The sequence below is a fragment of the uncultured Ruminococcus sp. genome (genome assembly GCF_946415235.1).
In the GTDB taxonomy this organism is placed as follows: domain Bacteria; phylum Bacillota; class Clostridia; order Oscillospirales; family Ruminococcaceae; genus Ruminococcus.
Window position 1 is genome coordinate 1 of record NZ_CAMKRR010000082.1, and the last position, 13,002, is coordinate 13,002.

General features: G+C 44.9%; 10 protein-coding genes and 1 other annotated feature. Of the genes, 6 read left to right on the forward strand and 4 right to left on the reverse strand.

Features of this window, described 5'->3' with window-relative positions; translation table 11 throughout:
- The first annotated feature begins 339 nt into the window (after positions 1–339).
- Genes Q0R37_RS12145 through Q0R37_RS12155 form a run of 3 tightly spaced genes read left to right on the forward strand, consistent with a single transcriptional unit; the run spans position 340 to position 2,102 of the window.
- Positions 340–963 carry a cytidylate kinase-like family protein gene (locus Q0R37_RS12145; RefSeq protein ID WP_294754746.1) on the forward strand — a complete coding sequence of 208 codons (624 nt, stop codon included), beginning with the start codon at positions 340–342 and terminating at the stop codon, positions 961–963.
- A gap of 55 nt (positions 964–1,018) precedes the next feature.
- Entirely contained in the window at positions 1,019–1,738 is a 720-nt protein-coding gene (locus Q0R37_RS12150) for a DUF421 domain-containing protein (protein ID WP_294754747.1), read from the forward strand.
- Positions 1,725–2,102 carry a DUF4363 family protein gene (locus tag Q0R37_RS12155; protein ID WP_294754748.1) on the forward strand — a complete coding sequence of 126 codons (378 nt, stop codon included), beginning with the start codon at positions 1,725–1,727 and terminating at the stop codon, positions 2,100–2,102. The genes Q0R37_RS12150 and Q0R37_RS12155 overlap by 14 nt, the downstream gene beginning before the upstream one ends.
- Positions 2,103–2,185: 83 nt before the next feature.
- On the opposite strand, the gene Q0R37_RS12160 is transcribed toward Q0R37_RS12155, so the two are convergent.
- Positions 2,186–2,659 (reverse strand): hypothetical protein, encoded by a 474-nt coding sequence (locus Q0R37_RS12160; RefSeq protein WP_294754749.1) that lies wholly within the window; start codon positions 2,657–2,659, stop codon positions 2,186–2,188.
- 31 nt (positions 2,660–2,690) lie between these two features.
- Positions 2,691–3,809 carry a peptide chain release factor 2 gene (gene prfB / locus Q0R37_RS12165; protein WP_294754750.1) on the reverse strand — a complete coding sequence of 373 codons (1,119 nt, stop codon included), beginning with the start codon at positions 3,807–3,809 and terminating at the stop codon, positions 2,691–2,693.
- A gap of 294 nt (positions 3,810–4,103) precedes the next feature.
- Positions 4,104–4,339: a binding site (T-box leader), on the forward strand.
- A 66-nt stretch (positions 4,340–4,405) separates the two neighbouring features.
- Here prfB and Q0R37_RS12170 point away from each other — a divergent pair.
- Complete coding sequence (locus Q0R37_RS12170; RefSeq protein WP_294754751.1) at positions 4,406–7,027, forward strand: valine--tRNA ligase; 2,622 nt, start codon at positions 4,406–4,408, stop codon at positions 7,025–7,027.
- Between the two features lie 103 nt (positions 7,028–7,130).
- On the opposite strand, the gene Q0R37_RS12175 is transcribed toward Q0R37_RS12170, so the two are convergent.
- Together Q0R37_RS12175 and Q0R37_RS15690 are read right to left on the reverse strand one after the other, a co-directional pair.
- The gene (locus tag Q0R37_RS12175; protein ID WP_294754752.1) at positions 7,131–8,687 is read right to left on the reverse strand and encodes a trypsin-like peptidase domain-containing protein; all 1,557 of its coding nucleotides are present in this window, start codon (positions 8,685–8,687) and stop codon (positions 7,131–7,133) included.
- Between the two features lie 565 nt (positions 8,688–9,252).
- Positions 9,253–10,935, reverse strand: coding sequence for a hypothetical protein (locus tag Q0R37_RS15690; protein WP_366517430.1), 1,683 nt, complete (start codon positions 10,933–10,935; stop codon positions 9,253–9,255).
- A gap of 244 nt (positions 10,936–11,179) precedes the next feature.
- On the opposite strand from Q0R37_RS15690, the gene Q0R37_RS12185 reads away from it, so the two are divergent.
- Together Q0R37_RS12185 and Q0R37_RS12190 are read left to right on the forward strand one after the other, a co-directional pair.
- The gene (locus Q0R37_RS12185; RefSeq protein ID WP_294754753.1) at positions 11,180–11,734 is read left to right on the forward strand and encodes an RNA polymerase sigma factor; all 555 of its coding nucleotides are present in this window, start codon (positions 11,180–11,182) and stop codon (positions 11,732–11,734) included.
- The gene (locus tag Q0R37_RS12190; protein WP_294754754.1) at positions 11,721–12,779 is read left to right on the forward strand and encodes a hypothetical protein; all 1,059 of its coding nucleotides are present in this window, start codon (positions 11,721–11,723) and stop codon (positions 12,777–12,779) included. Before Q0R37_RS12185 ends, Q0R37_RS12190 begins: the two co-directional genes overlap by 14 nt.
- Positions 12,780–13,002: the final 223 nt, after the last annotated feature.

Sequence of the window (13,002 nt, forward strand, 5' to 3'; positions counted from 1 at the left end):
GGCAACTACATGGCTGGCGCTAACATTGCAGGCTTCCTCAAGGTTGCTGAGGCAATGAAGGCTCAGGGCTGCGTTTGATCGAAAACTGACAGTGACTTATCAGTACGTGCAGTAAAGTAAACTTATATGTCTCCCGTTGTATTTATCAGCGGGAGACTTTTTATATTTAATAATGCACAATTAATAATGCTCTGAATTGGTGAAAACATAGAAATTTTACTATTTAAACAATTATTGTTGCAGTTAAGGTTGAAATATGTGCAAAATGTGATATAATATGAAATGTAGTTATTTTATCATATTATGTAATAAGAATTATGCCATGGGGGAGATCAACAAATGAAAAAAACTATAATCACTATCGAAAGACAATACGGAAGCGGCGGCAGCATAATAGGCAAACTCGCTGCGGAAAAGCTCGGAATAAACTGCTATAACAGACAGATACTCGAAATGACGGCGGAAAGATGCGGGATAGCTCCCGAATATCTTGAGAATGCCGAGGAGAATGTTCCCACAAGTTTCCTGTATTCACTGCTTCTGTCGGCAAATCCCGCAAGGACTATGGAAGAGAACCTTCCTCTGTCGGACAAGGTATTCCTTATGGAGAGCCGCATTATCAACGAGATTGCCGAAAAGGAGAAGAGCTTTGTTCTGGTCGGCAGATGCGGAAGCTATATACTCGAGGATAAGGGCTGCTTCAATGTCTATATCTATGCAGACCCCGAAGCCCGCGTAAAAAGGGCGATCGCGGAATACGGCGTCAGCGAGAACAAGGCGGAGTCCATAATGAAAAAAGCCGACAAGCGCCGCGAGACATTTTACAATGTCAATACGGGAAGGCTGTGGCAGGATAAGGACCAGTACTCATTGTGCCTTAACAGTGCGGTACTCGGCGACGAGCTCTGCGCGGATATCATAGTAAAGGCTTATCGGGAATATAACGAGCGTTTCAAGGACTGAAAAAGTATAAAGAAGCTCCTTTGCGGAAGAATAACCGTAAAGGAGCTGTTTTTTTATGTGTGTTGTGCTTGTTCGTTCCGTCATGCTTTATATACTGGTCATATTCGCGGTCAGACTTATGGGAAAGCGTCAGCTGGGGGAGCTTCAGCCCTCAGAGCTCGTAATAACCATACTTGTATCGAATATAGCGACTCTCCCCATTGAGGACGTGAATATCCCCGTGGTTGTGGGTGTTACGCCTATTCTGGCACTGGTCTGCTTTGAGGTCATGACATCGTGGATAAACCTTCATTTCCCGAAGCTGAGGGAGCTTGTATCGGGAAGTCCGAAAATAGTCATACGCGGCGGAAGGATAGAGAGGGATATACTCCGTGAGCTTAGATTTTCCGTGGACGACCTGCTGATGGCGCTTCGCAGTAAAGACATTTTCGACCTTGACGAGGTGCAGTTCGCAATGGTGGAGACCACGGGGAGTATTTCCGTGATGAAGAAGCAGTCCTCGGATACTCCCACAAGGAGCGATATGGCGGTTCCCGCAGAAGAAGCCGACCCGCCCGTGCTGATAATATCCGACGGCTTATTTGTCGGAAAAGCCATGAAGTCTCTGAAAGTAAGCAGAAGCGCGGTGGAGATGCTCCTTTCCGCAAATGGCCTCGGGGTAAAGGACGTTTTTATAATGACCATTGACAGCACGGGAAGCTGTTTCGTTGCAGACAAGCAGGGGAGAGCTCCGCTGAAAATAAGTCTCGGAGGGGAAAAGAGTGACAAGAGTTAGGATAAGCGCAGGGATACTGGTTTTGCTCATCGGGATAAGCGTGTTTTCGGGCATATGGGTGAACCGCCGCTGCGATGATATGCTGGGGGAGATAGATAAAATATATGAGCTGGAAGAAAAAGGCGATATTATCGGAGCTGCGGATATGTCGAAAGAGCTTGACGCCAATTGGGAGAGCTTCCGCGAAACGGCTTCGGTAATGCTCAGATACGATAAGCTTGTGGAGATAGACCGCCTTTGCTCACGGATAGTTCATCTTGCCGCGGAAGAGGGCGCTGAAATGGAGGCAGAGCTTGCCGAGCTCCGTGATATGCTTGAAATGCTGAAAAGCGGCGAAACGCCGCTTTGGAATAGTGTGTTTTGAAGAAGTGATAAGTTTTTAGTGCTTAGTGAATAGAAAAGGGACGCCGCTGGCGTCCCTTAAAAATGTAACTGTTCAGTACCTTTTCATTCTTTGCTTATATATTGCTCACCATCATTATCGATACTTTTAAAGCCACTGATAGTAAATGTCTTCTTGTCACTTATAAAATAAACAAATTTCTGATTCCGGGCAAGAATATAATAGTCTCCGGATTTGACCTGAGAATCATACTTGTCTTCAAAATATTTAAAAACCGTTACAGCATCTTCCTTGTTCAATCCATAGCATATATCTATATACCGGTTCTCTTTTTGTGCAAGCACTCTTTCTCCGGAAACCTGTAAATCATATATATTATCAAATTCAGACACTTCATATCCGGCAGCTTTAGCATTTCCGATCAATTCTGTTTTTGAGGGAACTACACTTTCAGCTCCGTTATTCAAAATATCAACTTCAGAACTGCTTTCACCTGATCTGTTTTTTTCACAGGAATATGCTAACGTGCATATTGCCGCAGCAGATATTATACACAGTATCTTTCTAAGTTTTTTCATACTGTTATTACTCCTTATAATTAATTCCGATTTACTTTTCAAGTGTTCCGTGAGAAAGTGACTTCAGATAAGCATTGATGAAGCCGTCGAGGTCGCCGTCCATAACAGCCTGAATGTTGCCGTTTTCAAAGCCTGTGCGGTGATCCTTTACGAGAGTGTAGGGCATGAATACATAAGAACGTATCTGCGAGCCCCATGCTATCTGGTTCTGAACGCCCTTGATATCCTCTATCTTTTCGAGGTGCTCGCGCTCCTTGATCTCAATGAGCTTTGAACGGAGCATCTTCATGGCGTAGTCCTTGTTCTGGTACTGGCTTCGCTGAGTCTGACAGGAAACAACGATACCTGTAGGCTTGTGGATAAGGCGTACAGCCGAGCTGGTCTTGTTTACCTTCTGACCGCCTGCGCCGCTTGAACGGTAAACCTCCATTTCAATATCCTCGGGACGGATATCAACTTCGATAGAGTCGTCGATTTCGGGCATAACCTCGAGAGCTGCAAATGATGTATGTCTTCTTCCCGAAGCGTCGAAGGGTGAGATGCGGACAAGTCTGTGAACTCCCGACTCCGACTTCATGTAGCCGTATGCATTGTCGCCCTCAATGAGTATGGAAGCTGACTTCATACCTGCGTCGTCGCCGTCGAGGTAGTCGAGGAGCTCCACCTTGAAGTCGTGGCGCTCAGCCCAGTGATTGTACATACGGTAGAGCATTTCTGCCCAGTCCTGAGCCTCTGTACCGCCTGCGCCCGCATGGAAGGTGAGGATTGCGTTGGCATTGTCGTACTCGCCTGTGAGCAGAGTTGAGAGCTTTTCTTCCTCAAGCTTTGTCTTGAAAGCCTCGGACTCGCTTTTTATCTCTTCGATGTCGCTTTCATCGTCGGCTTCGATAGAAAGCTCGATAAGAGTGATTATATCTTCAAGATTATCGTTGAGCTTGTTGAACTTCTCGATCTTTCTTTCGAGAGACTTCTGTTCCTTCAGTACCTTCTGTGAGTTTTCGAGGTCGTCCCAGAAGCCGTCCTTTGCGGTCTCGTCGCCAAGCTCGGCAACTCTTTTCTTAGCGGCTTCTATATTCAGAACATCTGCAAGCTCCGCCATTTCCTTGCGGTAGCCCGTCATTTCGACTCTGAGCTCATCAAGTATTATCATAGTTTCAAATCCTTTCAAACATAGATACATATATTATATCACAGTTTCGGACGGACTGCAAGGGGAAAAAGAGAAATTTTCGCATAACGCGAAAATTTCTCAGCACTTAGCCTGTAGGGGCGCACATTGTGCGCCCGCGCCTGATGAAATAACCTCAAATGACCAATTGTAGGGGCTGATGCCCACATCAGCCCGTCAGTTCTGTTGCAATTGTGGGACGTCGAGGACGCCGTCCCCTACATAGCGCATACAGTCTTGACAAATGAAAAATTATCATGTATAATTATAAGGTATTCAAAGGCGATGATGAAGAGGAGTACGTGAGATATCCGATTTTCAGAGAGCTGCCGTATGGTGAAAGGCAGTATGAGGGACTTGCGGAAGTAGCTTCGGAGCTTCGTGTGCCAACGGCTTTGCTCAGTAGTATGCGGCGTGATCCTCACGTTACAGGGGAAGAGGCTTTGCGGCCTCGCAGAGTGCGGGATAATACCCGAATTCAGGTGGTAACACGGACTTAGTTCGCCCTGAACCTTTAACGGTTCGGGGCGATTTTATTTTGCACGGACCAATACAACTTTAAAGGAGAATTGATCGAAATGGCAAAGGAACTTGCAAAGGCTTATAACCCCAAGGACTTTGAGGATCGTATCTACGCCGCATGGAACGACAAGGGATGTTTCCGTGCAGAGGCTGATCCCAAGAAAACGCCCTACACTATAGTTATTCCCCCTCCGAACATCACAGGACAGCTCCACATGGGACACGCCCTCGATGAGACATTACAGGATATACTTATCCGCTGGAAGCGTATGAGCGGCTACAGTGCACTTTGGCTTCCCGGTACAGACCATGCAGCTATAGCAACAGAGGCAAAGATAGTTGAGGCTATGCGTAAGGAAGGCGTTACCAAGGAGGATCTCGGACGTGAGGGCTTCATGAAGCGCGCATGGGAGTGGAAGAAGCAGTACGGCGGACGTATCGTTGAACAGCTCAAAAAGCTGGGCTCCTCCTGCGACTGGTCACGCGAGCGCTTCACTATGGACGAGGGCTGCTCAAAGGCTGTAAAGGAAGTATTCATAAAGTACTACGAGAAAGGCCTTATCTACAGAGGCGAGCGTATAATCAACTGGTGTCCGAAATGCCGTACCTCACTTTCCGACGCAGAGGTAACTTATGAGGATCAGGCAGGCCATTTCTGGCATCTCCGCTACAAGATAAAGGACTCGGACGGCTATCTTGAGCTTGCCACAACACGTCCCGAAACTCTTCTCGGCGATACGGCTGTTGCCGTAAACCCCAAGGACGAGCGCTATACGGCTCTTGTAGGAAAGACCGTTATTCTTCCTATCGTACACCGTGAAATTCCTATCGTTGCCGATGATTATGTTGAAATGGACTTCGGTACGGGCGTAGTTAAGATAACTCCCGCACATGACCCCAACGACTTCGAGGTAGGTCTCCGTCATAACCTGCCCGTTATCAACGTAATGAACGACGACGCTACCATAAACGACGATTATCCCGCATATGCAGGCATGGACCGCTATGAGGCAAGAAAGAAGATAGTTGAGGACCTCGAAAAGGAAGGCGCTCTCGTAAAGATAGAGGAGTACAGCCATAACGTAGGTACCTGCTACCGCTGCGGAACTACCGTAGAGCCTAAGGTATCAACTCAGTGGTTCGTTAAGATGAAGCCCCTTGCAGAGCCTGCTATAAAGGCTGTAAAGAACGGCGATACCAAGTTCGTTCCCGAGCGTTTTGACAAGATATACTTCCACTGGCTCGAAAATATCAAGGACTGGTGCATCTCGCGTCAGATATGGTGGGGACATCAGATACCTGCATTCTACTGCGACGAGTGCGGCGAAATGACAGTAACAAAGGAGAACAGCGCAATTTGTCCCAAGTGTGGAAAGCCCATGAGACAGGACCCCGATACTCTCGATACATGGTTCAGCTCGGCTCTGTGGCCTTTCTCAACTCTCGGCTGGCCCGAAAATACCGAGGACCTCAAGTACTTCTATCCTACAAATACTCTCGTAACAGGCTATGATATCATCTTCTTCTGGGTAATAAGAATGATGTTCAGCGGTCTGGAGAATATGGGCAAGGTACCTTTTGATACAGTTCTTATCCACGGACTTGTACGTGACGCACAGGGACGCAAGATGTCGAAATCCCTCGGAAACGGCATAGACCCGCTTGAAGTTATCAACGAGTACGGTGCCGACGCTCTCAGATTTATGCTTGCTACAGGAAACTCACCCGGAAACGATATGCGTTATATCGACGACAAGGTAAAGGCAGCAAGAAACTTCGCAAACAAGCTCTGGAACGCTTCACGCTTCATCATGATGAATCTTCCCGAGGATTTCGAGTTCAAAGGACTTCCCTCAGAGCTTGAATTAGAGGACAAGTGGCTCGTTAACAAGTTCAATCAGCTTGCAAAGGAAGTTGGCGAGAACCTTGACAGATACGAGCTGGGCGTTGCTTCACAGAAGATATACGACTTTATATGGGACGTATTCTGCGACTGGTATATTGAGCTCACAAAGCCGAGAATACAGGCAGGCGGCGAGACAATGGCAAAGGCTCAGGCAGTACTTGTATGGGCTATGCAGGGAATGCTTAAGCTCCTTCACCCATTCATGCCGTTCATCACCGAGGAGATATGGCAGGTACTCACAAATGAGAAGTCCATGATAATCCTCGAGACCTACCCGACCTATGACGCATCTATCGACTTCAGCGCAGAGGAAAAGGCATTCGAGAAGATAATCTCTGCTATCAAGGCTGTAAGAAACACACGCACCGAAATGAACGTACCTCCGTCGGTCAAAGCCAAGCTCTTCATCGAGACTGCCGACAAGGAGCTCTTCAACTCCTGCGCTGTATTCTTCGAGAAGCTTGCTTCCGCTTCAGCAGTCGAGACAGGGGACAAGTTCGATATACCTGATTCGGCAAACGCTGTTACCGATTCCGCACGTATATTCATTCCTATGGACGAGCTGGTTGACAAGGAGAAGGAGATAGCACGTCTTGAAAAGGAAAAGGCAAAGGTACAGAAGGATATCGACTTCCTCAGCGGAAAGCTGAACAATCAGGGCTTTATCGCAAAGGCTCCCGCACAGCTCATAGACGCCGAAAAGGCAAAGCTTGCAAAGGCTGAGGAGAAAATGGCAAAGATAGAGCAGTCTATCGCCGCTTTCAGAAAGTAATTCTTAGGCACAGCTGCTATATAACACAGAAAAACAGCACTTCCGTTTGGAGGTGCTGTTTTTGTGTAAGTATATTTGAGAGGTGTATTATATGAAAACGTCATTATTCAACTTCGGAAGTATCTATGTCCTTCTTGTGCTTCTTTGAAGTTGTCTCCTCATTTTCCTCGCTGTCGTCCTCTGCAGTCTTGTCCTCATCGTCGGAAGAGCTCTTCTTTGACTTCTTTGTTGTTGTCTCCTCTTCCTTTTCTTCTTCGGCATTTGGGTTCTCGACCTCGTCAAGAGTTACCTTCACGGTCTTTTCGCTGCCGTTTCTTACGAAAGTGATCTCTACTGTATCGCCTGCGGAGTATTCATTCTTTTCAGCTGCGAGCTCGTCAAAGCTGGTTACCTTTTTGCCGTTGAGAGCTACGATGATGTCGCCCTGCTGGAGACCTGCCTTCTCGGCGCCGCTGTCTTCCTTGACCTCTGAAACGTAAACGCCTACAGGGAGATTGTACATCTTTGAAGCTGTCTCGGTAACATCGTAGCAGCTGATGCCGAGCTGAGGCTTGCCTGTAACATAGCCGTATTTCATAAGGTCGTCAACGATGGAGGCTGTTACATTTGAAGGGATAGCAAAGCCGATACCCTCGATGGAAGCCTCTGATGAACCGTAGGATGAGGACATCTTTGAAGAGTTGATGCCGATGACCTGACCGTATTTGTTAATGAGAGGACCGCCCGAGTTGCCTGAGTTGATGGCAGCGTCGGTCTGGATAAGAGTCATTGACTTCTCGTTGATAGTGATATGACGGTGGAGACCTGAGATCATACCGCCTGTAACAGTGTTCATGAGCTCAAAACCGAGAGGATTTCCGATAGCGATAACGGACTCACCGAGGTTCAGCTCGTCGCTGTTGCCGAATTCGGCGGCTGTAAGGCCTGTTTCGTCTATTTTAAGTACTGCGAGATCACAGTCAACATCATATCCGACGATCTCTGCCTCATATGTCTTGTCGTTGTCAAGGATAACAGAAACGCTGTCAGCCTCGCCTGCCTCATAGTATTCGCTGTCATAGATAACATGAGCGTTGGTTACGATATATCCGTTTTCCGAGATGATAACGCCTGTACCTGTGCCCTTGAACTCCTTTGAAGTTGTACCGCCGTTGCTGCCTCTGCCGTTTCCGCCTCCGCCGAAACCGAAGTCAAAGCCGAATTCCGAACCGAAGTTGAAGAAATCATTTGCTGACTGCTGCTGCTCTATGGAGAATGTTGACTCAACGCCTACTACCGACGGGAGCACCTTCTGAACTATAGCCTCGGTGGAAAGAACGCTTCCGCCTACCTCATCGGGGCTGATTATGCTTACGCTCTGAGCTGTGAGGGAGTCGTTCTTGGTTGTTGAAGTTGCCTTTTCGGTTTTTGAGGCTTTCTCCTCGAGATCCTCAACCACCGAAGCACTGCGGATATTGTTCTCGCGGGAGTATATCCTGTAGCCTTCGATAGAGCCTGCGGAAACGATACCCATAGCTACTACGAAAGCGGCTGCCTTTAAGAAAGAGTGCTTCTTCTTTGGCTTCTGCTCCTGCTGACTGTCTGTGCTGAAGCCGTTGTAGCCCTCACCGTTATTCTGCTGGTTTTCATTGTTATTAAAATTGTAATTATACTCATTCATAAAATTCACTTTCCTTTTCATTTTTTTCTGAGGTTCTCCCTCAGCCTGTGATTATATTATATTCACCCTTTGTGATATTGATTTGCGGCATTTGTATTGTTTTTGAGAATTTTATGTGTAAATTCTATCACAATTCCCGGCGTTTTGTGAAATTGATGAAAACACCATTATCAAATAGTACGAAAATATGCAGTTATCCTCCTGCATAAAACCGCCTGAACCAATAAACGCTCTGGTGGTTTTGACTTTTTCTTCAGACTGCTATTGAAAAAATCTGTGCAGTAGATATGGTGCTTTTAATAATTTAAATACTATTTTTTACCATCACTCTTTTTCCTTGCAAGCAGTGCAACAGCTCAAAGTGACATTACAAGAGAATGATAAAACTACATAGCCAATGGTACTGCCATTGGCTATGTTGCTTTCAAATAAGATTTCTCACATTGCTTTCGATAATATTAAATCGTTTGAATTCAGGTGTAGCGTAAGCGCAAACCATTCTATGCATATGAAATTAAGAAAGCTCCGCATAAGCAGAGCTTTCAGTTATATTTAGGATAAAATATCAGCTCTTTGGAGAGTATTTTTCAATAAGCTCCAAGGCTTTTTCTTCGCCTATGTAGAAGTGTGTTCCACACTCGACCATATTTGTCCAAACCACACCATTCATATGTACCTTGAGAGCAAAGCTGTTTCTGCCGAATACAGGCAATGAACAGATCACTTCAAGCTCGCAGTATCTATCCTTGCGGTCTATCTGTGAGATACTGTAGAAAGCATCATCATTTGCACCTGATGTTTCAAGGTCTCTGTTGCCGAAAAGGGTATTCCAGATATATTCCTTGTCAGCAAGATACTTTTCGCTTATGTGTTCAGGCCTATAGCCGTTATAGACAACATTGTAGATATTCAGGTATTTTTCAAGATTATAGTCATCAATAAGCTGTCCGACAGTCTTAGGCTGATACCACATATTGCGGTATACATGGTAGTTATTGCTTCCGTTGTACTTTACTGCAACTGCAAACTCAGATGAAACATCAGCCATAGCGAGCACATCTGCTGTACCGCCGCTATTCTTTTCACGGTCAAGAACCTCATATTCGCCTATTTCATTGCCTATTGCATCAAGACCTACAGTAGCCCCCGAATTATAGTATTCTTTATCGTTGAAGTTGAGAATGAAGTTATTATCCTCTTCTGTAAAATCAACATAATCGTAGTTTACAAGGGTGATATCATCGTCCTTCTGAGGGATAGGCAAACTTCCGAGTCCTAAAAGGCTCATCTGTATCTCTCTTGCATCGTTGTTTGTGAGACCGTTTCCGTCGGTGTCACCGTTTACCTTTCCCTGCGCAGTTATACCGCCGTCTGCGGTGATACCGTACTTGTCGGGATTTGCAAGGGACTGCATTATCATAACGGAGTCGGAAAGATCAACATATCCGTCAATATTAGCATCACCCATAGTACCGTCAATAATAACAGGTTCGTTGCAGTAATAAACCTCATGATTTAGACTTGCAAGCTCTGTCATTGCCCCAATAAATTCAAGTTTGTCGCCGTTATCCTGAATATTCTTCATGGTTTCATAAAAATTATTGCCATTGCTATTATATGAAAAATAAAGCTTTCCTTCTACATCGCTCTTTTCGGCTGTGAAATCGGGATATTTCTCTGTGAATTCATCAGCCGTCATATCACCGCTGTAATATACGCCGCCCATACTTACATAATTTGCAGTATCCTCATAAAGCTTGTAATGCATATTTATAGCAGTTACCTCGGGACAAGCCTTTATAAGTTCAAGAGTATAGTCATAAGCCTCTCTTGACTCTGCACTGATTATCTCGTATTCGCTGCCGTTTTTGCGGAAGATAGGCATTATCAGTCGTTCAGCCTCTACAGCTGCCTTGATATCGTCATAAGGAAGAACCTTTCCTGCTTCCATTTTTATTGCCGTAGCCACATATGTAGCCTCTATTATATGGATTTTGCTGTTTTCATCAAGTGTCAGAAGATTACGGTTGTATTTCCAGTCGGGAGTCAATTTCTCCTTGCTGCCGCTCAGCCATATGTAATTTCCTGAGATGTCCTTGATAGCTTCGTCAAAGGTCATGCCCTTGTAACTGAATGACTTAGTTGCCGTTTCAACGATAGCCGGACTTTCTGCGTTTACAGGAAGTGCCGTATTTACGCCGCATATCATAGCCGCAGCTGCTATAATTGACATTATCTTTTTTTTCATAGTAAAACCTCCTCATAATATCGGTAAAGGGAGAAGTATTTTTGCTTTCACTAATAAGTCGTAAAAAAACGCATTTTGTCTCACCCTTTTTTGAAAAAAATTCAGAAAATATATGTTGAAATATTTTTTAGGAAAATTTATAATTAAGGTGAGACATTTCAATGTTTTTTACGACTTATTTATGAAGAGACATATCACTAAACCAAAACGGGAGCAGAAAAGGCGACTGCGAAAGGAGTTTAATATGGATAACGGTGCAAGTAGCTACCGCCGTTTCCTTGAAGGTGATAAGAATGCTCTTATTGATATAATAGAGGACTATCGCAAAGGGCTTGTTATGTTCCTTAGCAGTATTACAGGCGATTTCTGCCTTGCTGAGGAAATTGCAGAGGAAACACTGTTGAAGCTCTATGTGGATAAGCCTAAATTCTCCGGTAAGTCATCGTTCAGATCGTGGCTCTATTCTATAGGAAGAAATACAGCTATAGACCATATCCGAAAAGTATCAAAGCTTGAAAAAGTACCTGTTGATGACTTTTACGACCTTGCTGACAAAGAGGATATAGAACAGAATTATATCAAAAATGAGGAGAAGAAACATCTCCTGAGAGCGTTGGAAAAGCTGAACGATGATTACAGGCAGGTACTGTATCTTATATATTTCGAGAATTTCAGCAACACTGAAACGGCTAAGATAATGGGGAAATCAGAGAGACAAATAAGAAATCTTCTCTATCGTTCAAAGGAGTCTTTGCGGAATATTTTGGAAAAGGAGGGCTTCAGATATGAGGGAATATGACAAAATGACCCTGAAGATCGCCGACAGAATATTTGAAAACGGCGATAAGATATTGGAGCAGCGTCGGAAAAAAGCCGCTAAAATACGTCATATTACCTATGCGGCATCGGGAATGTGCGCTGTACTTATAGTCTGCTTCGGTGCGTGGAAGCTGTTTCCGTCATTTAAGCCTAACAACAACTTCAAGGACGTTGATACCTTTATAACTACTTCCACTACCGCTGCTGAAACAGCTACCGAAAATACAACCTCTGCTAAGACAACAAATGCAATATCAACTGCCAAAAGCACCGTAAAAGCCACAGAAACAACGGCTGTTACAGTGAAAAGTTCAGCTATAGGGACGTCAGTCGTAAAAACTACGGCTGTCAGCTACACTGTCCCCTTAAGAACTGATGCTCTGACTTCCGGAAAAAGGACACAGACCACCGTTTATACCATTGCCACCACAAATGTGATGACTTCAAAAACTACGACAGACGCAGAGGAAAGTATCATCATAACCACAACAGACGGACATATAGAAGAGAGTATCGAAGCTTGGAATCCTACAACAACTTCATTGAACGTCAGTCCGGTTACTACTTTAAAAACATCAGCCTGCGTTACGTCGGTTTCGGTTTTCAGCACCAGTGCCTGTAATGTATCTATTACTACAACAACGGAAAAAGCAATATCTACTCAGCCTGAAGGCCCCGTATCCATAAGTATGCAGGAAATGTTTCTTTCACGCCCTGTGAGTGTGAGACTTGATAATATAAGGTATGACAAAGAGACAGCCGAAACTTCAACTACTGTAGGCGTCACACAGAGAGGTATACCTGTAAACAGTATAGGAAGCTTTATCCGCAACAGTTCGGTGAATATCTACGTTGACAATAGTTTCACCTTAATAGATACAATGGAGGTTTACGAAATAAAGAATGTACCACCAGAAAAAGCAGTTGCAGTAAGACTCAAAAATACCGATGAATACTATATGTTCAAAAACTATGATTACAATGAAGAAGACGTTCCGCAGCAAAACGAAAGCCCACTCAAATGAGTGGGCTCAGCTTGTCAATAACCCCCAAAATCATGACAGAAATCAACGAAAACGCTCTCCATCAAGCAACGTGGAGAGCGAATTTTTTGATATTCATTGCAGCAAACTTAAGCCTGACCCATTTGCGTACTTGGGAGAGGCCTCTGACGAGTGTGTAACGCATACCATGAGATGGTATGCCGTACAGATGCTGAATGATGACCATTTTGAATAGTACTACAGG

Excerpts from the sequence above, each read along its gene's own strand:
- Q0R37_RS12145 (WP_294754746.1), top strand. The coding sequence starts at position 340 with ATGAAAAAAACTATAATCACTATCGAAAGACAATACGGAAGCGGCGGC.
- Q0R37_RS12150 (WP_294754747.1), top strand. The coding sequence starts at position 1,019 with ATGTGTGTTGTGCTTGTTCGTTCCGTCATGCTTTATATACTGGTCATA.
- Q0R37_RS12160 (WP_294754749.1), bottom strand. The coding sequence starts at position 2,659 with ATGAAAAAACTTAGAAAGATACTGTGTATAATATCTGCTGCGGCAATA.
- prfB (WP_294754750.1), bottom strand. The coding sequence starts at position 3,809 with ATGATAATACTTGATGAGCTCAGAGTCGAAATGACGGGCTACCGCAAG.
- Q0R37_RS12170 (WP_294754751.1), top strand. The coding sequence starts at position 4,406 with ATGGCAAAGGAACTTGCAAAGGCTTATAACCCCAAGGACTTTGAGGAT.
- Q0R37_RS12175 (WP_294754752.1), bottom strand. The coding sequence starts at position 8,687 with ATGAATGAGTATAATTACAATTTTAATAACAATGAAAACCAGCAGAAT.
- Q0R37_RS15690 (WP_366517430.1), bottom strand. The coding sequence starts at position 10,935 with ATGAAAAAAAAGATAATGTCAATTATAGCAGCTGCGGCTATGATATGC.
- Q0R37_RS12185 (WP_294754753.1), top strand. The coding sequence starts at position 11,180 with ATGGATAACGGTGCAAGTAGCTACCGCCGTTTCCTTGAAGGTGATAAG.
- Q0R37_RS12190 (WP_294754754.1), top strand. The coding sequence starts at position 11,721 with ATGAGGGAATATGACAAAATGACCCTGAAGATCGCCGACAGAATATTT.